Source organism: Phenylobacterium sp. (assembly GCF_965229015.1).
Classification (GTDB): domain Bacteria; phylum Pseudomonadota; class Alphaproteobacteria; order Caulobacterales; family Caulobacteraceae; genus Phenylobacterium.
On the sequence record NZ_CBDDIM010000001.1, the window covers coordinates 1,894,233 to 1,912,947 of the forward strand.

Genomic DNA, 18,715 nt, shown 5'->3' on the forward strand with positions numbered 1-18,715 from the left:
GAGGGTCTGGGGCGGCGAACCTTGCCTTGAACGCGGTGCTCGAACGCCCGAGCGTTTGCGGGTTAATGACGCAGTCGTCGCCTTGATTGACGCGATCCGACCCAGCGGCGCCCAAGGGATCAAACGAGGAGAACCGCTGTGAAGGGTTTTGTCGAGGACATGGAAGATATCCCGCACACCCTCCAGGCGCTGTGCGATGCCCATGCCTTCCCGTGACCCCGCGCCCTGGCTAGACCGACCCGAATGGCCGCTGCTGGTCGCCTTGGCGATCGGGTTGTTGATCGGGCTCGAGCGCGAACGCCGGAAGGGTGAGGGCATCACCCGCTCGGCCGCTGGGTTGCGCACCTTTGGACTGGTGGGCCTGCTGGGGGGTGTTGCGGCCCTCGTCGGCGATACGGGCCTTGTCCTGTTGGCCGGGGGCTTTGTCGCGCTCGGGGCCCTTGCGGCCTATGTGCTCGGAGATCGCGAGGACCCCGGACTCACCGGCGAGGTGGCGCTTGTCGTGACCTACGCCCTTGGCGTTTTGGCGCAGATCCGGCCCGCCGTCGCGCTTGAAGTCGGGGTCGTGGTGGCGGCGCTGTTGGCCTTCAGGGTCCAGCTGCACCGTTTTGTGCGGGACCGGATCACCGATCAGGAACTCCTGGACGCCCTGACCTTCGCGATCGCCGCCGTGGTCATTCTCCCTCTCCTGCCCAATCGGCCGGTCGATCCCTTCGGGTTGCTCAATCCCTTCACCCTTTGGCGACTCGCCGTCGTGGCGATGGCGCTCAGCTTCCTGGGCTATGTCGCACAGCGCCTGTTGGGCGGGCGGTATGGGTTGCTCGTCGCGGGCCTCGCCGCCGGACTTGTCTCAAGCACGGCCGCGGTCGCCGCCATGGGCGCGCGCGCCAAGGCCCAGCCCGACTTGGCCGCGGCCAGCGCCGCGGGCGCGATCGCCTCCATGATCGGCAGTCTTGCCTATCTACTGGCGATCATTGGAGCCGTCAGTCCGCCGCTCATCGTCGCCCTGGCGATCCCCTTGGGCCTGGCGGCCCTCCTGATGCTCGCCTACGCCGTCTGGCTCGTGCGCCGCACGCCGAAGTCCTCAAACGATGAGACCGTCGGCCGGGCGTTCAACGTCGGGGCGGTTCTCCTGTTCGTGGCCCTTGTGGGGGCCTTCAGCCTCGTCGCCGAACTGCTCATCCGCTGGTTGGGCGCGCCGGGCGCCCTGATTGGCGCCGCGGTCATGGGTCTGGCCGATGCGCATGCGGCCTCGGTATCCATGGCCACCCTTCTGGCAGGCGGGCGGATGCCTGAGGCCGCCGCTGCGATCGGGGTTGTCCTGACTTTGACCACCAACATGGCGGTCAAGGTTCCGACAGCCTTCATGACGGGGGGCCGAGCCTACGGGCGCCAGGTGACCATCGGCGTCCTGCTGCTGATCGCGGGGCTGTGGATCGGTGGAGTTCTAGAAGTCCTGACCGGCGAAGCCGGATGGCTCTCGATGGGGAGGCCGTCTTGATCGGCGACCAGCCATCTGGCCCGCCGACGACAGACACCGGGGCGAGCGCCATGGACAACGCGGCTCGCTCGCCGCGCCCTGCGTCAGCCCCTCAACCGCGACCGCGAAACAACACGCATCTGGATGGCCCCATTCAGCTGCGTGTCAAAGACATCGGGCAGATCTTTCACACCCTCGACCCGCTGCCGTTTCGCGAGCGTGACCTCGATACGGGGGTCGAGGAATACATCGTCGGATGGGCGGGGGGAGATCGCCGGCGAGCACACGATCTCGATCGTCGTCCACCTGCGGCCCGCCGAAGCGGAGCGGGGCGAGGCGCGGCACATCGAAGAGGCGATGCGCAACTACTTCGCGTACCGGTCGAAAGTCCTGGGTTGGGACCTCCGCGATCTCTTCCGCACCGGCCGGGCCTCACTCATGATCGGCCTCGCCGTCCTGGCGGCCTGCATCGTCCTGGGAAAAGGCGCCAGCGGCTTGCTGGGGACAGGTTACCTGGGGCGTTTCTTTGATGAGGGTCTGATCATCCTGGGATGGGTGGCGAACTGGCGTCCGGTGGAAATCTTCCTATACGACTGGTGGCCAGTCGTTCGACGACGGCGACTCTATCGTCGACTTTCGCTCGCCCAAGTCACAGTCGTGGCTGAGGGTTAGCATTGGAGCTCTGCGCCATCGCCCTGCGCGTCGACCTGGGAGAAGGCATAGGGACTACGCCCGAGCTCTATCCGGAGAGTCCGGCCGGCACGCTGCGCGACCTGATGGCTCCGCGCACCGGCCTCTTGCAACCCACCTCAACGAAGGCTCAGATCAACCCTGGACTCTCGTTATGGCTGGATGAGAAACGGGGGTCACGTCACCACCTTGACGCTCTGCTGGACCAATAAGCCCCGTGGCTCTAGGGCCTCGACGGCGTTGGTTGTCTCGCGCCGGAAAATGCGGCTGCCTTGGTTCGGTAGGCAAGGTTCTCCGGCGCCAACAGGGCTGCGCGGCCAAAGGCCTCGGCCGCGTTGTCGCGACGGCCGATCCGGGCGTAGGCCGCGCCCATGAGGTCATGCGCCCACTCGCCGAAGATGCGCTTGTCATAGGCTACCAAGGGATCCTCGAAGGTCTCCGGGTCGATGGCGATCAAGGGATCTAGAAGGTCGAGAACCAGCGTCGCCTCGCCCGCGGCGAACAAGGCGTTGGCAAGCATCAGCCGCAGGGCATGGTGTTCGGGGTGGGCGTTGACACCACGACGGGCCAGGGCGATGGCCTGGGCCGGGTCGGAGTCCAGGTGCATGGTGACAAGCCATTGCCAGGCTTGGGCCGCGTCGCAGTTCTGCTTGTCATCCGGCAGGTCGGCGGCGGCCTCAATGGCCTTCCAGCAGACGCAGATGGCCTCTGCGGGCCGACCCAGTCCGACCAGCGCCTGGGCCATATCGACCCAAAGAAAGACTCGTTCCGGCGTCACTCTAACCGCCGCTTCAAGCAGCGGCAGGTTGCGATGATGCTTGGCGGTCAGGTCCCCCTCGTACCCCACGTGGTCAAGGCGAATATCGGTCCGGCCAATCGACAGCCCATCTGACCGGGCCACACTCTCCAGATCGGGATGCACAGTTTCGTGGATCACCCCGCGAAACCGAATCCTGTTGTCTCGCCGGAACAGCCGGAGCTCGCGGTAGGGCGTATAGTTGATCCGTGGCTGAAATCGCACCCACAACGCAACAACGCCGGAATCACTGATCGCCGTTCGCAACGCGCCGGGAGTTGGAACCGCGAGCCGCTCGTCGGCGTCAATGTACAAAATCCAGTCGCCGGTCGCGTGGTCGATTGCGCAGTTGCGCGATTCGCTAAAGTCGTTGGTCCAAGGCCGCTCAATGATCCGCGCCCCGTATCGCGCCGCGATCACTTTTGTACGATCGACAGACCCCGTGTCGACGATGACGATCTCATCAACTTCATTGACGATCGATCGGAGACACTCGTCGAGGAACGCCTCTTCGTTTCGAACGATCATCGCGGCGCTCACGCGCGAGCGCACAAGGCTACTCCCGGGAGAATCCATGAATTGGCCGCCATTCCGTCCAGCGATCACGGTCGCGAAGCCTACTTGGGCTTGGGCAGAGCCGTTTTGGCGGGGGCGCCTTTCGTGGCGTTCGATGTCTTGGACATGGCGCTGCCGCTAAGGGAAGCATTACCGACGCCGGTCCAGATCGTCTCACTAGCCGTCGCCAAGCCGCCAAGCGCGAAGGACGCAACCACGGGTATGGTCCAGGCCGACAGCAACAAGAGGCGTCGATCCACGCCCTTGCTCTCAGGATCTGCTGGCACGTCGCACCTCCAATGACCCAAGGCAGTCATCTACATCTATTAATTCTTGGAGTAACCGCCCGGCATCGTCAAGGCGTCCGAGTGTCCATCGCCAACAGTCGGCTGAAGACATCACAGCATTGAAGGCGGCCAGAGACCGGGCCCGCGATTGGGCCGGCAAAAGTAGATCTTTGAAGATCTCTTCCATTGCAATAGTTCGGTCGAGCGGTTGCAGTCGGGAGCTTCCTCCGTGGTTGCCTTCCACCAGGATCACGTGACGAAGAGGCCTCGACCAAATTTCCCACGGGCGTCCGAAGGCTGACGGCTCGATTGCGTAGGTCGGCTGGCCGAACCATCCCGGTATCTGCGGCGACGAACGCACGATGTCGGCGGCACGCGCCGACAGGCAGGGCAAAGCCCCGGACCGGACACGCAGACTGTTGGGGAACGGGCGAGCCAGATTGTTTTCAATGATCAGCTGATCATCGCCGGTCACTGACCAGCCCAGGTCGGCGAGGTGGACAAGCAGTGTTGACTTGCCGGCGCCTGCCTCCCCGACAAAGAGGATGTGGCCAGCATCCGTCGTGACAGTCCCACCACGAACAAACAGGCCGCCCGGGCATTCAGCCCGCACCATCTCGAACCGCAGGCGGTAGAGTTCGTCCAGGATGACGGCCGCCGAGCCCTCGACGGCGACTCGGCCCGGCGCGTCCAGCCTGAGAAATCCGTGGACGGTCTCAACCTCCAGGTCCAATCGCTCGCGAGCAGCCCCTTCGATCTTCGGGCTGCATCCAATGAACGCCAGCTGGTCGGCCGCGCTCTGGTCGGCACAGCTAATATGAACGTCCCGCGCGAAGGTGCGGAACATGACGCTCAGCACGGGCTGATCAGACCTTCGGTCAAAAGCTGCGCGATGCACTGGGTCACCTCTGCACGCGGTGGCTCGGGCAGCGAAAACGCGTCCTTCAGATATTCGGCGATCGCTTCGAGCGATTGCGCCTCACCACAGAGATCAAAGATCAGAGAGGCGGTGGGATTGAGGTAGTGCACCCGCTCCCTCTCGCCTTGGTAGACGACAACGCCGTCTGACATCTGGCTGACCTCGCACCCGGATGCCTGCCTGAACGTCGCCGTCAGCTCAAACGTCATGATCGCGGTCCAATGCTCGGGGGTCTAAGGTACGATACAGCAGGGACTTGACCTCACAAGAGCGCGCGAAACTCTGTCGCCAGGCGGGCCACGATGCTCGGCCTGTCAAAATACTTCCTGACCCAGGCCTGAGCGGCCCTTGAACGGCGGCCCCGCTCGACGGGGCGGGACAGTGCGTCCTCTATCGCCGCGGCGAAGCTAGCGGGCGTGTCGGCGAGCCACAGATGCCGCCGGTTCTGCAGTCCCAGACCTTCGGCTGCAAGGCGGGTGGAAACGATTGGAACGCCACGGACAGCGGCTTCCAGAAGCTTGATGCGGGTGCCGGCTCCCACGCGGATGGGCGCGAGACAGAGCGCAGCCTCCTCGTAGAAGGGGTCCAGATCCGGCGCCCAGCCGAGGACCTCGACACCGGCTTGCCGGCCAAGCCGCTGAAACCGGTTCGTCGGGCTCGACCCCACGACCCGGACGCGAACTCCGGCGACGCCGCGGAGCCGAGGCCAGATGGCGCTGAGGAACCAGGCGACGGCGTCCTCATTCGGTTCATAGCTCATGGATCCCACGAACAGCAGGGTGCGGCCGTTATCACGCCGGCGCGAACGCACGCCCATCTCGATCGAATTGGGCATGACCTTCAGGTCGTGCGTCGGCGAAGTAGCCTGCAGGCGGGCCGCGTCCGCGGGCGACGACACCCAGACCCGATCGAACCGCGGAATGCTGCTCCTGGTCAGGCGCTGAAAGGCTTCGGCCTCGAGCCCGCGCCACCGGCTCGTGACCGTTCGCCCCTGTCGGGCGGCGATAGCGGCCAACCCACGAAAGACGCGCTCATCATCCTCGTCCAGGTCGAGGGTCAGGACCGGTCGGCGATCGCCGGAGGGTCGACCGGCAAGGGCGATCGCCAGTGGCGCGCAGTAGCTCCGCGACACATGGATCAGATCATAGTCCCTGCCCGCCAGCATCTCGCGGCAGCGCAACGCAGCGGTGATCGAAAGCCGCGCCGCCAGGCTTGGCAAGCCGTAGCGGGCGAACGCAAGGGCCCGGGCCTCGACGTTGGAGAGCCGCATGAGCAGGCCAAATTGCGTATCGAGCGTGTCTTGTATGGCCAGAACGCCAACCCGAGCCCCCAGGCTTTCCGCCCATCGCCGGGCCTCGGGCGTGACCGCCCCGGCGACAGGGGCGACAATCAGGTCAACGTCGAAATCGCGCGTGAGCGCTTCCAGGAATTGACCCAGCCGCATGGCCAGGCCATTGCCGAAATTTGAGGGCATGGCCGGCGCCAGCATCAAGGCTCTGGGGCGCACCCCCCTCATGACTTGTCGGGGCCGGGCACGCTGTATCCGGCGCCGAGCACGCCGATAGCCACGGACTTGTCGACGGGCTGGAGGCGTTGCGAGGCGGACGCTAGCAGCACCTCGTCGACCACGTCCTGCAGGTCGGCCGACTGCTCCCCCATGGCCTGCAGTCCCACCTGCAATCCGGGCTCGGCGCGCAGCAGGAGCCGGAGGGTCGAGACAAGTTGGTCGCGCGACTGGGGTGTCGCCCGGGCCTGATAACCACTGGCGTCCACGACGGCGGCAATCAGGCCGCCAAGTCCATCACCGGCATGGGTCGGCTCGCGACCCGCCAACCCCTCATCCATGCGCGCCTCATTGGCGGGACTCGTGAGGCGCTCGCCTCGCCAGGCGCCAGGCTGGCTCGAAGACAGGCGATAGGTGACCTGGTCACCGTCATGAAGGATGAGGTCGAGGCCCTCGCCAGTCTCGCTGACATACCAGTTCTGCCGATCCACGCTCCGGCCGTGCCCGATCTGATGACCCTCCATGAGGTCAAGGTCGGTTTCATGGTCCGCGAGCAGGATCAGGCGCAGGCCCCCCGTCCGCTCAAGTCGGGCCTCCTCCGCCCGCGCCGCCAGGCTTCGATCAGGCGGGAAGAACATCCTGCCGTTCCACGCGGCTCGAAGGTCGCCCAGGAAGCCAAGGCAGGCCTCCATGTGGACAAACCCGTCCAGCTGATACTGAGTGGCGTGGTAGCTCCACTTGCTGTTTGTGCGGTGCTGGAACAGCGGCGCGCCGTCGAAGTCGCGTTGGATCAGGACGCGGTGGTCTGCGAACGGCCTGTGGGGCACGACCTCAAAAGCAGCTCCGGCAAAGCGCCAAGCCACGAGGAACGTGTCCTTGTCGCCATAGATCATAGCGTAGACCGCCTCGGCCCGCTCATTCAGCAGCAAGGCCATCTGTAGTGGGGCCCAGTGTCGGCGTTTGTCGATGAGCAGCTGCCCGCTCTCCCAGGATCGACAAGCCTCGCCGGAGAGGCCGACCCACTCCCAGATGGGATTGTCAGCGCGCAAGTCGATGACGTCGGGCCAGAACACCGCGCCAGAGCATTGATATTGCGGCGCGGCGAACAGGAAATCTGGGTCCCGCACGGGGACCTGATCGGCGTCCAGGAACAAGACCTCGGCAAAGCGGCTGTTGGCGACGGCGTAGGCCTTCAACTGCCATCCATCACGAATGTTCGCCGGGAAGACTTCCAACACCGCGATGGCGTCCACAAGCTCGACGTCGTGCCGCCGCAAGAGCGCACGCATCAAGGGCGAGATCTCCTCGCCGCCGAAGTGCCAGAGCTGAATGGGCAGCCCGCAGGCTAGAGTCTCTCGCAGAATGCGGATCAGGACATAGGCGCTGGTGAACAGCCGGGCGCCGCCGGCGCAGGTAACGATCCCCCGCCCCGACATGCCTGCTTCGGGGAAAGCCCAGGTCGATCGCCGCTTCATCTCCGAGAGAAGATCACCCGGCATGATTTGCGGCCGCCCCCCACCGTCAGATCACCGAACCAACCGACGTGAACGACATCGTCCGATTCAAACGCTAGATGTCAGTGTTGGCCCGGCTCGGTCATGTCGGCAAGGCGCAAGGGCAAGGACTCGACGGCGACGAAATGCCCGATACCGTCAGACCCGCGGCGCCATGAGCGGACTCGCAAGGCAATGCAGCGAGGCGAGACGATGGGCACGGACCCGACCATCCTGATCCTGACCCCGATGAAGGACGCCGGGCGACATCTCGAGGGCTACTTCGCCGGCCTGGCGCGCCTGGACTACCCGAAGAGCCTCATTTCATTGGGTTTCCTTGAAGGCGACAGCGCCGACGACACGGCAGAACAGGTTGAGCTGAAACTTGGAGATCTGCGTCGGACGTTTGCGGGGGCGGCCCTGTGGCGCAAGCATTTCGGCGTGCAGATGCCGCAGGGAACGCCACGCTGGGAATTCGCCTACCAGCTGCCCCGACGAAAGACCCTGGCACGCGCGCGTAACCACCTCCTGTTCCATGCTCTCCAGGACCAGGAATGGGTGCTTTGGCTCGATGTCGACGTCATCGACTTTCCGACCGACCTGATTCAGCTCTTGCTCGGCGCGGAACGCGACATCGTCCATCCCCACTGCGTGCGCGAGGCCGGGGGCGACACCTACGACCTCAATGCCTGGCGGGCACACGGCGCTCAGGCAATGGGCGATCTTCGCGGCGGGCCGGACCTTGTGCGGCTAGACGCTGTCGGCGGAACTGCTTTGCTGGTGCGCGCAGATGTCCATCGCGACGGATTGATCTTTCCGCCCTTTCCCTACGGAGGCGGCAACCCCGCCATCCGCTCGCCACACCCGCTTGGGCCCGGCGTCCGCGGCGAAATCGAGACTGAGGGCCTCGGGATCATGGCGATAGATATGGGCTATCAGTGTTGGGGAATGCCCAACCTCGAGGTCGTGCACGCACGAGACTGATTGGCCTGCCGAACCAATCCGTACACTTACCGGCGTCAAGCCGCCCATCTGGGCAAAACTGGTGGGCCGCGAACATGGTCGCCCGCCCCTCCCCATCGCCATGTATCTCAGAGGCGTCCGAACACGTCGGCAAGAATAGCCGGCGCCGTCCGGTCGCGGGCCGAGGGCGGAGCCTGGCCGTCGAACAGCAGGGACAGGACCAGCGGCATCCAGCCGCCGCGCAGGTCGGCGTGCAGCAGGGCCAGCGAGGGGTCCCCTTCGAGAGGCGCCTTTTCAATGGCGCCCGACTCCAGCGTGCCGCAATGCTCGGGCGCTGAGGTGACCAGATACTCCCGGCATGACAGCGGCCGGTCGTGATGGATCGAACAGGCCTCGTCCTCAAGGAAGGGGCAGGCCACGCCCTGGCGGAAATAATCCACCCCCAGGTCGAGCCGGCGTTCGGTGGGGTCGGACATGCGGTCGAGCACATCTGACTCCGACAGCGCCTCGATGGCGTCGTCGAACCGCTTGCGCACGTGGGACTGACGCGGTTCGGGCATGGCCTTGACCAGATTGGCGATCGCGCGGGCCTCGGCGGCAGCCACCGGCACCAGCTGACGACAGCAGGCCCCGCAGCCGGCGCGGCAGGAGATGGTCTTGCCTTGCGCCTCCGCCAACGCCGCCGCCCGCCCGGCGAACAGGCTGCTGAGACCGTGGATAACCGGCAGGACATCCTCGACCGCGACAGGCCCCGACGGGACGGTCAGTTCAAAGTCCACAGGCTCGCCGCCGATGACCAGAACGGCCTTGCCGGTGACAAGGTCATCGCGAACAGGATCTCCGGCCGAGAGGCGCACCATCGTGGGAAGAGTCTCCACAGGACTCATTTCGTCTCCTGCGGACGAGGCACGAGGGGTGTCCAGCGATCGGGCGCCGCGGCCGGCGCGGGCAGGCGGCACATCGGCAGGTTGGAGACCGTAAGGACCGTGCCGCCCTTTTGTTTGCAGGCGTCGGCGGTGTTGACCCGGTCGATCTTGAGAAGCAGTTCGTCAGGGAAATGCTTTCCCTTGCAGGCTCCGCCGCTGCTTCTCCCGGCGCTGGCCTCGCAGCTGGAGAGGTTGGCATTTTCCGCCGCCCGGGCCGCGACGACCACGACACCGAGGTCGAAAGCCAGGGCGCCCGCTAGGATTATGGCTGTTCTTCGCATAGCGAGGTTCCAAGTGTGACGAGGCGCAGTTTCATCGGGTTTGTAGGCTTACGGAGCCCTGGTAGTTGAAGGTGTACCGGCCGCCACCCTGGCCGCCCAAACCGTTGACAGGACTCTGGCTGAAGCCGGCCGGGCCGGTGAAGACCTTGGTGAAGCTAATGTCCTGGAACGAGACCTTGCCGGCCCCGCCGCCCCCGCCCGAGCGGCGGGCAGTGAGCGGTAACTGGTCGGATGACATCGGCTCGACCCTTCCCGCGGGCAGCAACAAGCCGATCAGGACGGCGATGACGCCAGGCTGGTCGCCCAGGCCGCTGGCGCCGACTGCGCCAGTCAGGCTTTCCCCCGATATCGTCAACCTGTAGGGACCCGGCGTCAGATTCTTCAGGGTGAACCGGCCGCTGCGATCGGTCGTCACCGTCTGAACCAGACGACCGGAACTGTCATACACGGCGATAACCACCAGCAGCTCTATAAGAGTGCAGCTGTTGGTGGCGACGTGGACCGCCTGTGGGGCGGGCGCGGCCATTGTCGGGGCGCCCAGACCCGTCAAGGTAAGGCAGCCCAGGACGATTTGGCCCAGCCGCAGGGTCGTCGAGGGCCCGGTCATTTGGGGAGCGGTGTGGACGAGAGTTGGCACAACGGCGTGCCCGCGACGTCGATCACCTTACCATGTTTCAATTCGCAGCCTGTCTTGGCGCCGACCGTCCGGTCGATGGCGTATCCAGTGACCAGCACGTCCGTCAGCTTGATCTTCAGGTACTCCACAGGCTTTTCGCCGGCCTTGCGAACCGTCAGCGAGTTGGCGTCTCCTGTTTGCTTGGGCGCTTCCATGGCCCGGCTGGCGACCACCATGACGCCGAGGTCAAAGGCCAGGGCTCCGGCCAGTATGAGAGCTGATCTTTTCAACGAGAGTCTCCTGGGAAGGCTGAGGGTGGTGTCGCATGATCGCGGCCCGGTCGGGCGCGCGCGGCTGGCGCGAGCTCCGACGAGGGGGACCCAAGCCACCGAAGGCGGCTCAAGTCCCCAGCGCGAGCGCTACTTCACGCAGCAGCGGCTTATTTTCAGCTGCGCCGACACGACACGCGTGTCGTCCTGCACATAGAAGCTCAGCTGGTTGTTGGCGTTCATCGCAGCGATGGCCGCGGGGGTCATGTTGTAGACCCGCGTCGTGGACTGATCCATCGCGACCGGAAAGGCGGTGTAGACCGGGCCGTTAAGGCCAGGGAACGCAACGCCGCTGGCCATTACGCCCATCGAGTCGTTGCCGGAGTCCGACGAGGTGGCCGCGGTGCTGGGCTGGTTGGCCTTCAGAACTATGGTCATGGTCGCCGACATGATCTTGCAGCACATCGGCGGCTTCCACTGGAAGGTGTGCAGGAAGAACTTGTTCGGCGCCGAGTCGTTCACGCCGGCCCGCACGATGGCGAGCATGTCGGCCCGGAAGTCGGAGGTGACCGGCGTCGGCGTGGTCATGTTGATGGTTTCATAGGTCGGGTTCGGGCAGAGCATCGGACGGCCGGCGTCCTGGGCGGTGGCCGATCCGACGGAGAGCAGGCAACCCATCAAGGCGGCCAGAATAACTGCGCGTTTCATGAATAGTCCCCAATGATTAGAGAGCGCCGAGCGAAGAAGGGCGGTGAAAACGCGGCGTCGTTTCCATCGGCGGCGAGGACCGAGGTGATCCTTCCTCCCGAAGCTTGAACTGTAAGGTGGTCGTTGGGGGCCGAGATAAGGTTCAAACAGATTTCGTCAGTTGTACTTCGGGCCGACCTTTTCGATCTTGTCCAACGGGTTCATGGCGCAGGTCTGGCCCGTAATTACGAAGGGCCTCACCACGATGTCGGGCCCGGGATACGCTACGTACGTCGTGCTGCTCGGCGTCTTGTATTTCAGTTTGTAGGTTCCAGCAGGCAGAGCGAACTTGCGCTCGGCCGCAGTGTTGGTGGGGCTAATGGTCCCAAATGGGGTGACCGGGCCGCTGGGCTGGCGTGTAAAGGCGAAGTTCAAATAGACATCACTGAAGGAAAAGAGGCGAAGCTTGACGGTATTCCACGCGCCGGTGGCCGGGTCGCGCTCGCAAATTTGAGCCGCACTAAGGACAACCTGCGCCTCGGCGGCGCCCGAGAGGGCCATGCTCGCCACGGCCACGCCAGCGGCGACAATTGTCCTGAACGTCATAGGGTTTCTCCGGGGGCCGGGGTCAGTCGAGTTTAAGGATATCGCCGCGGGCAGGCGGTCCACCCGACACCACGGAGGCGGTAGAGAGCCGGTCGCGCACGGCGTCGATGCGCACCACGCCCACATTCTCCATCTCAACGTCGAGTACGACGCCGGTGGAGGGGTCGGTGAGCGTCCGGCCCTTGCGGTAGACGTGCAGCTCGATGCCAGGCTGGACGTTGCGATCGGCGCCTGCGTTCACGTAGATCTTGCTACTGCTTGCGTCGACCACCAGGGCCGACCAGGGCACGTTTCGCATACCGGCGGCGATCTGCTCGACTGCCTTAGCGATGGCGTCCTCGCCGGCCTTACCGATCGGGGTATTGCGGAAAGAATTGGCGCCAGCGGTGGCGCCGGTGCGGGTATCAACCAAGCCCGCTTCGGCCTGAGATGAGCGCGCCGAGCCCTCCGCCTTGGAGGTAGAGATCACCTGGCCGGAAGTGGTGTCGATCATCCGCAGCGCGATGGTCATGACCGCCTTCTGGGTCTTCACACCGGCGCGGCCGGCGAACGCCTGGCCCAAGCCCATAGGTAGGCCGCCGACGTTGAGGCTCGAGCCGCCAGCGGCTGGGTCGTACTTGGTCACGGCGCCGCGAATGATGGCGCTCGAGCCGATCAGGCCGCCGGGAGGGGCTGCGGTCTCGGCATTGACGGAGCCCGCAGACAGGGCTTGCTCAGCCTGGACGCCGGCCAGGGCGGGGCGCTCGACCACCACGAAGCGGCCGTCGCGGACCAGGGCATCGACGAGCATGGCGGTCATGCCCTCGGCCGTGACGGTGCCGCCGACGGCCTCGGTGGCCTGGAACAGGTCAACCGAAATGGTCTTCTTCAAGCCATCATAGGGCGCCGGCGTCTGGGCCAGGACAGGTGCGGCGACGGAAAGGCCGGCCGCCAAGATCAGGCCAAGCAGATTGCGATGGTTCATGGACGCCCCCTTGCGGCGACTACCGCCGCTCAAGGGTCGTTGTGGGGACGCTAAAGGTTCAACGCGCCGGTCGTCTTAATGTTGGACGGCTAGACGAATTCGTCGGCAGGGTAGAAAGTTAACACTTGCACGGATCCGCGGCGCCCGGGTTGGGGTGGAGGATTCGCTTAGGATGCGCGTCTTGGACGCGCTTGCAGGCCTCGGGGGACGGCCAATGCTGACGTCGGAGGCGCTCAAGAAGATCGCCGCGGGGGACCGCGCGGCCTTCAGTGCGCTGTACGCGACCGCTCAGCCGCGCCTTGTCCGCTATGCCGGCGCGCTCTTGGCAGGCGACATCGACGCTGCCCTCGACGTGGTCGACGAGGCCTTCCTGAGTATCTGGCGGGAGGCGGGCCGCTACGCTGGCGTGGGCAACGCCGATGGCTGGGTCCGCCGCATCGTCCGCAACAAGGCCGTCGACTGGCTGCGCGCACGCCGCGAGCGGCCGGTCGCCAGCTCATATGATCAGGATCAGGCGACCAGCCTAGCCGATGACGCCCACACCCCGGAGCGTGCGGCGGAAATATCCTCGTCAGCGCGTGAACTTCGCAAGGCGCTCGAACGACTGAGTCCTGATCACAGAGAGGTTGTCTGGCTCTGTTACTTCGAGGAGAGGTCGCTTTCTGAGATTGCCCTGATCACAGGGTGCCCTGAAAACACCGTAAAAACCCGGCTCTTCCACGCGCGGAAACAGCTTCGAAGCCAACTGCAGAGGTTCGAGACAGCCTGAGGCGCACCATGGACGATGACGACAACGAACCATCGGCGCCGGCCCTCCTGCTGCCATTCTATGTCAACGGGACGCTTTCCGCCGAGGAGCACGCGCGGGTCGAGAGCGCCCTGGCGGTCGATCCGGAGCTGCGCGCGGAGCTTGAGGTCGTGCGCGAGATCGCCGCCCTCGTGCGCGAGGGTGGAGCGGAACTCACACTACAGGCGGGCGCGGCGCCGGAACGCCTGGAGGCTTTGACGGAGCGGCTGGGCGAACAGGTCCCGCGCGCCTCCGACGCCCAGGTCGGGCTACGAGCGCCGCTGACGCGCCGGTCCGGGCTCGGCCGTCTCCTGCCGCGCCCGTCCCAGGCGGCTTGGAAGCCGGCCTTCGCGGCCGCCGCCGTACTGGTGGTTGTCCAGGCGGGCCTCCTAGCCACCCTCACCCGTCCGGAGACGGACTACGGTGTGCTGTCGGGGCCTGAGACGGTGGCGCCTGCTGAGCCGCAGCGGCTGCTCGTGCGGCTTACCCCTGGCGCCCGGTGGGCGGAAATCAAGGCGCTGCTGGCGAGCGAGGACTTGACCATCGTCGGCGGGCCGCGGGGCGACGTGATCGACTTGGCGGTGGGCGACGGCGTCAAGCCGGAGGACGAGGTGCGCAGGCTACGGGCGTCGCCGCTGGTTGAGTTCGTCGGACCGCAGTCTTGAGCCGGCGCCCCCGGTCGCGGGTCTTGACCATGGCCTTGGCAGTGCTCCTGCCGCTGGTGGCGAGCGCCGCGCATGGCCAGGGGCCTTATCGCCCGCCCTCGCCGGACACGCCGCCAGGACCCGGACGACCCTCGGGCGGCTCGACCCCTTTCATCCCCAGTATTTCGCTGAGCTTCACCATCAAGCCCCCGAAGGAGAAGCCGAAGCCCGCCGAGGCATGGGAGAGCCCCCGAGAGGACCAGACGCCCGATACCGCGATCCTCCTGCTGCGAGCCGGGTCTGACGACCCAAAGGTGCTGGCTGGACGGGCGGGCGTGGTCCTGTTGGAGGCCGTCCCGCTGGAAAGCGTCGGATTGACCATGGTGGTCGGCAAGCTTGGACCGGGCGATACCGTCGCTGCGGTCATCGCGCGATCGAGCGCGCTGCCCGGCGTCGCCTGGGCCCAGGCCAACCACGTCTATCAGGGGCTGGGCCGCGCCCAATCCCTGCCGAAGGGCTATGAGCTGCAGGGGCTGACCGCCGAGGTGATGGCCACTCCGGCGACGGGCATCATCGCCATGATCGACACCGCCGTGGACCTCGGCCACGAAGCCCTGGCGGGCGCCGCGATCCAAGAGCGATTGTTCGCGGCCCCCATGACGCCTGGCGTCCATGGCACGGCGGTGGCCGACCTGATCGTCGGGCGCGGGCAGATCCCGGGGTCCGGACAGGGCGCGCGGTTGGTAAGCTTGGCGGCCTTCCAGCAGTCAGGTCCGGACGCACCGGCGCTTTCCCAGACCCGGTACATAGCCAAGGCGCTGGACGGGGCCGCGCGGCTCAGGCCCAACGTCCTCAACCTATCGTTTGGTGGGCCTGGCGACCGGCTGCTGGAAGCTATGGTCGACGCCATCGCCGCCAAGGGCGTCTGCATGGTGGCCGCGGCCGGAAATGGTGGGAAGTCCGGCCGACCGCCGTTCCCGGCGACGCATCCGGCGGTCCTGGGCGTCACGGCGGTCGACGAGCGGATGAGGGTCTACAGCCACGCCACGCCGGGGCCCCAGGTCGATGTCGCGGCCATCGGCGTCGACCTGACCGCTGCCGCGCCGGGCGGCTACCGGCGGATGAGCGGCTCGTCTTTCGCCGCGGCCACGGTCTCGGGCGCAATCCTGCGCACCACGGCCTGTGGTCGCTCGCGAAATCCTGTCGCCCTTGAGGCCGCGGTGGCCGCCGCGGCGGGGGACCTTGGCGCGCCCGGGCGGGATGATGTCTTCGGCGCGGGGCTGTTCCGCCTGCCGCGCTGACCCAGGGTGAAATCCGCGCCAAAGTTGAACCTGGCGGCGAGCCCCCACGACCTTACGGTACGGATGCTGGAGAGACCCATGCCGCGCGCGCGCCTCGCCCCTGCATTGACGATCGCCGTGGCGCTCGTCCTGGCGCTGCTGGCCGGGCCTGCGTTCGCCCTGAGCGTGACCGCCCCTAGGTCAGCGACCCTGCCCAAGGCCAATCCGCTTACAGTCCAGTGGAGCTCGCCAGGCCCAGGCGTCATCGACATCCGCCTTATCCGGCTGACGCCGACCGGCTACACCTTCGCCGACCTGGCGATGGGTATTCCCAACACTGGCCAGGCCGTGGTGCGCTTTCCTGAGGATGCGAGCTGCGACCCGGCTCATAGCTACCGGCTCCGGGTGGTGCGGCGGGCGACGACAGGGACCCCAATCTCCTGGCTCGATCAGGGCGAGAGCGTCCCCTTCCGCCTGACCTGCGATCCCGGACCCCGGCCCGACCAGATCACCGTGATCAACCGGATCGTCAACAACACCACCTTCCCGACGCCGGCGGTGACCTTCGATGTCATGGTGGTATGCAGCCCTTCAGGCGTGAGGACCAATGTCCAGCTATCGGCGCCAAGCCATCTGCAGAAGGTCATCCCCGTGCCGTTTGGCAGCGCCTGCTCGCTTACCGAGCTCACCCCGCCGGTGCCCCGGCCGCCGTGCGCTTGGCTAGTCACCTATCCGCTCGGCCGCCACAGCCGTCCCGGAGGGGCGCTGACGGTGGTCAACGAGTTGAAGTGCGACGGCGGACTGGACCGCGGCGAGCCGGACCTATTGAGGATCATGAAACGCGTGATCAACGCCAGTGGCGCGCCGCTCACGGGCCTCGACTTCCAAGTGCGGGTCGATTGCGCCCCGATTGGGCCGCACACGACCATCACGCTTAGCCCGCCGGGCGATCCCCAACGGTTCCTCCCCGTGCCCGCCGATAGCCAGTGCGAGATCGCCGAGCTTCCGTCGCGCGCGCCGGTCGGCTGCGACTGGATCACCACCTATCCGAACGGAACCCGCTTACGCGGCGGAGGCGCGCTGATGGTGATCAACGACCTGAGGTGTAAGGCCGTCCGCGGCCCCTAGTCAGGGGCTGCGGGGCCTCTCGTCAGCCCAAACCTCACAGGGCCCTAACCGGCGCTCACTAGCAGCGGCCGCATTGCCGATTCTGGGTGGTAGTTAGCTCGGCGACAGACAATGACCCGGCGCAACCCGGGCGTAGCACTGCCCTCTGCGCTCTAGTTTTGAACCGTCAGGGTGAAGCCTGACAGGGTGTTGTTGACCTCGTCGGCCTCGGCCACCGCCTGAGCGCTATCCACGCTGATGCTCAGGCTGCGCGTCCCAACCGGCCCTGCCCCGGCCCCGTAGTAGAGGCAGCCAACCTTCAACGCCCCGCCTGCGAGGGTGGTGATGGTGGTGGTCGGTGCCGCTGCTCCGGCCAAGGCCGTGCCCTGCACCTGGAAGCCGCCTACCCCAACCTGCCCCATGTTCTTGACCTGGAAGCAGAAAGTGAAGGCCTGGCCGGGCGCCACCACGCTGATGTGCGCCGAGCTTTGCATCGATTGGAACCAGGCCGAGGTGATGATCAGGTCCGGCGGCGTCGACAGGCCAAGCGTCAGGAACTTGGTGTTGTTGGTCTCGTTCTGCTCGGGCACCTGGCCGAGGCTGTCGGCGGTCAGCTTCAGCAGCACCGCATTGGTCCCACTGGTGGCGTAGCCCAGGCAGCCCGTCTTCGAGGTGCCGGCCGCCAGGGGCCCGAGGTCGCGAAACGAGGTCGCACCCGCCACCGCAGGTGTGGCGGCCACCCGGAAACCTGGGCTCGCTCCGCCCGTCTGGTTCTTGACCGTGAAACAGGCCTGGAACGGCTGGTTGGTCAGCACCGATCCCATCGGGTTGGTGTTGGCCGCGGTGGCGAGCCAGGTGCTGGTGATCACCAGGTCAGGGTCTTTTGAGGTCGCGACCCCTCCGCCGACCGGGGCGAGACCGTCCCGTTGCGCCGCGGCAGGCAGGGCAAGCGAACAGGCCAGCGCGGCCCCAAGACAAAGCGAACGCATCACGAAGCTCCCTCGAGGCGTACGAGCACAGCAGAGTTTGTTGCATCCCGCTGACGCCAGATCAACATGACCTTTCCGGTCGCAATGCCCATGATCTGCTTGGTTAGACCAAGGAAACGACTTCCATCGCGCTCTCACATCGACGCCTTGACGCCAGCGCGGAAAGTCCGAATCTCACGGGTCGCGGAGATCCCCATGCTCCAAGTCAGAGCAACAGAAATTGCCAAACGCTTTTCACGATACCGCCAAGCGGCCCAACGGGAGCCCGTTGCGGTGACACACCATAACCGCGTCACCGAGGTCTTGATATCGAAGCATGACTATGACGAATTCCTGCGGCTGAAGAGCCTGGCCACCCGCGCGCAATGGGCCCATGAGCTATCGGCGGAGTCCCTGGCGGCGCTCGCAGAAGCGTCCGTCGATCCCGCGCATGACCACCTTGACGCTCTGCTGGACGAATAGGCCCAGTGACCCTTCCGAAGCCGGAAGTCGGCCTCATCATCGGTTTCAACTATCTCTCGCGACGTGAACACGACCAGGGCCGTGACAACGCCCTCTACCCGCGCCCCTGCGCGATTATCCTGTCGCGTCGGCGCGCTGGCGTCCGGCTGACGATTGTCATGGTCTCGCCGATCACTCACTCCGCACCAACCGCCGACGAACAGGCCTTAGATATTCCGCTTAGGGCGGAGCATCATCTGGGTTTGAACGATGCGCGATCTTGGGTCGTCACTCACGAGGCTAACGAGTTCGTCTAGCCCGGATTCGACCTTGAACCTAACCAGGATGGCGAGATCGCATACGGCATACACCGCCTTGGAGTGCGCCAGGGCTTTTCCTCAAGCTAGGAGCCGTTGGCCACGGCACGATCC

Annotated in this window: 22 protein-coding genes; 9 read left to right on the top strand and 13 right to left on the bottom strand. The window is 65.8% G+C overall.

Features of this window, described 5'->3' with window-relative positions; all coding sequences use genetic code 11:
- Positions 1 to 196: 196 nt before the first annotated feature.
- Together ACO06I_RS09465 and ACO06I_RS09470 are read left to right on the top strand one after the other, a co-directional pair.
- The gene (locus tag ACO06I_RS09465; protein WP_421932326.1) at positions 197 to 1,501 is read left to right on the top strand and encodes an MgtC/SapB family protein; all 1,305 of its coding nucleotides are present in this window, start codon (positions 197 to 199) and stop codon (positions 1,499 to 1,501) included.
- A gap of 198 nt (positions 1,502 to 1,699) precedes the next feature.
- Positions 1,700 to 2,152, top strand: coding sequence for a hypothetical protein (locus tag ACO06I_RS09470; protein ID WP_421932327.1), 453 nt, complete (start codon positions 1,700 to 1,702; stop codon positions 2,150 to 2,152).
- Between the two features lie 241 nt (positions 2,153 to 2,393).
- On the opposite strand, the gene ACO06I_RS09475 is transcribed toward ACO06I_RS09470, so the two are convergent.
- The 5 genes from ACO06I_RS09475 to ACO06I_RS09495 form a co-directional block, all read right to left on the bottom strand.
- A complete protein-coding gene (locus ACO06I_RS09475; protein ID WP_421932328.1) occupies positions 2,394 to 3,494 on the bottom strand; it encodes a glycosyltransferase in 1,101 nt (366 codons plus the stop codon).
- 297 nt (positions 3,495 to 3,791) lie between these two features.
- Positions 3,792 to 4,655 (bottom strand): hypothetical protein, encoded by an 864-nt coding sequence (locus ACO06I_RS09480; RefSeq protein WP_421932329.1) that lies wholly within the window; start codon positions 4,653 to 4,655, stop codon positions 3,792 to 3,794.
- Between the two features lie 5 nt (positions 4,656 to 4,660).
- A complete protein-coding gene (locus ACO06I_RS09485) occupies positions 4,661 to 4,936 on the bottom strand; it encodes a PqqD family protein (protein WP_421932330.1) in 276 nt (91 codons plus the stop codon).
- A 53-nt stretch (positions 4,937 to 4,989) separates the two neighbouring features.
- Positions 4,990 to 6,216: a glycosyltransferase gene (locus ACO06I_RS09490; RefSeq protein ID WP_421932331.1), complete on the bottom strand. Its 1,227-nt coding sequence runs from the start codon at positions 6,214 to 6,216 to the stop codon at positions 4,990 to 4,992.
- 23 nt (positions 6,217 to 6,239) lie between these two features.
- On the bottom strand, positions 6,240 to 7,730 hold the full coding sequence (locus ACO06I_RS09495) for a hypothetical protein (protein WP_421932332.1): 1,491 nt from the start codon (positions 7,728 to 7,730) through the stop codon (positions 6,240 to 6,242).
- Between the two features lie 189 nt (positions 7,731 to 7,919).
- Between ACO06I_RS09495 and ACO06I_RS09500 the strand changes: the two genes are divergently transcribed.
- Complete coding sequence (locus ACO06I_RS09500; protein WP_421932333.1) at positions 7,920 to 8,708, top strand: hypothetical protein; 789 nt, start codon at positions 7,920 to 7,922, stop codon at positions 8,706 to 8,708.
- Between the two features lie 107 nt (positions 8,709 to 8,815).
- Here ACO06I_RS09500 and ACO06I_RS09505 read toward each other — a convergent pair whose 3' ends face one another.
- From ACO06I_RS09505 to ACO06I_RS09535, 7 genes are all read right to left on the bottom strand, one after another.
- Complete coding sequence (locus tag ACO06I_RS09505; protein WP_421932334.1) at positions 8,816 to 9,547, bottom strand: YkgJ family cysteine cluster protein; 732 nt, start codon at positions 9,545 to 9,547, stop codon at positions 8,816 to 8,818.
- 23 nt (positions 9,548 to 9,570) lie between these two features.
- Positions 9,571 to 9,894, bottom strand: coding sequence for a hypothetical protein (locus ACO06I_RS09510; RefSeq protein WP_421932335.1), 324 nt, complete (start codon positions 9,892 to 9,894; stop codon positions 9,571 to 9,573).
- Between the two features lie 31 nt (positions 9,895 to 9,925).
- Entirely contained in the window at positions 9,926 to 10,420 is a 495-nt protein-coding gene (locus tag ACO06I_RS09515) for a carboxypeptidase-like regulatory domain-containing protein (RefSeq protein ID WP_421932336.1), read from the bottom strand.
- A gap of 77 nt (positions 10,421 to 10,497) precedes the next feature.
- Positions 10,498 to 10,800 (bottom strand): hypothetical protein, encoded by a 303-nt coding sequence (locus tag ACO06I_RS09520; protein ID WP_421932337.1) that lies wholly within the window; start codon positions 10,798 to 10,800, stop codon positions 10,498 to 10,500.
- Positions 10,801 to 10,929: 129 nt separating this feature from the next.
- Complete coding sequence (locus ACO06I_RS09525; RefSeq protein WP_421932338.1) at positions 10,930 to 11,487, bottom strand: hypothetical protein; 558 nt, start codon at positions 11,485 to 11,487, stop codon at positions 10,930 to 10,932.
- A gap of 156 nt (positions 11,488 to 11,643) precedes the next feature.
- Entirely contained in the window at positions 11,644 to 12,072 is a 429-nt protein-coding gene (locus tag ACO06I_RS09530; protein WP_421932339.1) for a hypothetical protein, read from the bottom strand.
- A 22-nt stretch (positions 12,073 to 12,094) separates the two neighbouring features.
- Entirely contained in the window at positions 12,095 to 13,036 is a 942-nt protein-coding gene (locus ACO06I_RS09535; RefSeq protein ID WP_421932340.1) for a CsgG/HfaB family protein, read from the bottom strand.
- A gap of 172 nt (positions 13,037 to 13,208) precedes the next feature.
- On the opposite strand from ACO06I_RS09535, the gene ACO06I_RS09540 reads away from it, so the two are divergent.
- From ACO06I_RS09540 to ACO06I_RS09555, 4 genes are all read left to right on the top strand, one after another.
- Positions 13,209 to 13,805, top strand: a complete 597-nt coding sequence (locus ACO06I_RS09540; protein WP_421932341.1) for an RNA polymerase sigma factor — start codon at positions 13,209 to 13,211, stop codon at positions 13,803 to 13,805.
- Between the two features lie 8 nt (positions 13,806 to 13,813).
- The gene (locus tag ACO06I_RS09545; protein WP_421932342.1) at positions 13,814 to 14,488 is read left to right on the top strand and encodes an anti-sigma factor family protein; all 675 of its coding nucleotides are present in this window, start codon (positions 13,814 to 13,816) and stop codon (positions 14,486 to 14,488) included.
- Between the two features lie 293 nt (positions 14,489 to 14,781).
- Entirely contained in the window at positions 14,782 to 15,768 is a 987-nt protein-coding gene (locus tag ACO06I_RS09550) for a S8 family serine peptidase (protein WP_421932343.1), read from the top strand.
- A 78-nt stretch (positions 15,769 to 15,846) separates the two neighbouring features.
- Complete coding sequence (locus tag ACO06I_RS09555) at positions 15,847 to 16,875, top strand: DUF5979 domain-containing protein (RefSeq protein ID WP_421932344.1); 1,029 nt, start codon at positions 15,847 to 15,849, stop codon at positions 16,873 to 16,875.
- A gap of 152 nt (positions 16,876 to 17,027) precedes the next feature.
- Here ACO06I_RS09555 and ACO06I_RS09560 read toward each other — a convergent pair whose 3' ends face one another.
- Entirely contained in the window at positions 17,028 to 17,843 is an 816-nt protein-coding gene (locus ACO06I_RS09560) for a CARDB domain-containing protein (protein ID WP_421932345.1), read from the bottom strand.
- Positions 17,844 to 18,038: 195 nt separating this feature from the next.
- On the opposite strand from ACO06I_RS09560, the gene ACO06I_RS09565 reads away from it, so the two are divergent.
- Both ACO06I_RS09565 and ACO06I_RS09570 read left to right on the top strand, forming a co-directional pair.
- Positions 18,039 to 18,305 (top strand): type II toxin-antitoxin system Phd/YefM family antitoxin, encoded by a 267-nt coding sequence (locus ACO06I_RS09565; protein WP_421932346.1) that lies wholly within the window; start codon positions 18,039 to 18,041, stop codon positions 18,303 to 18,305.
- Between the two features lie 5 nt (positions 18,306 to 18,310).
- The gene (locus ACO06I_RS09570; protein WP_421932347.1) at positions 18,311 to 18,601 is read left to right on the top strand and encodes a hypothetical protein; all 291 of its coding nucleotides are present in this window, start codon (positions 18,311 to 18,313) and stop codon (positions 18,599 to 18,601) included.
- The last annotated feature ends 114 nt before the right edge of the window (positions 18,602 to 18,715 follow it).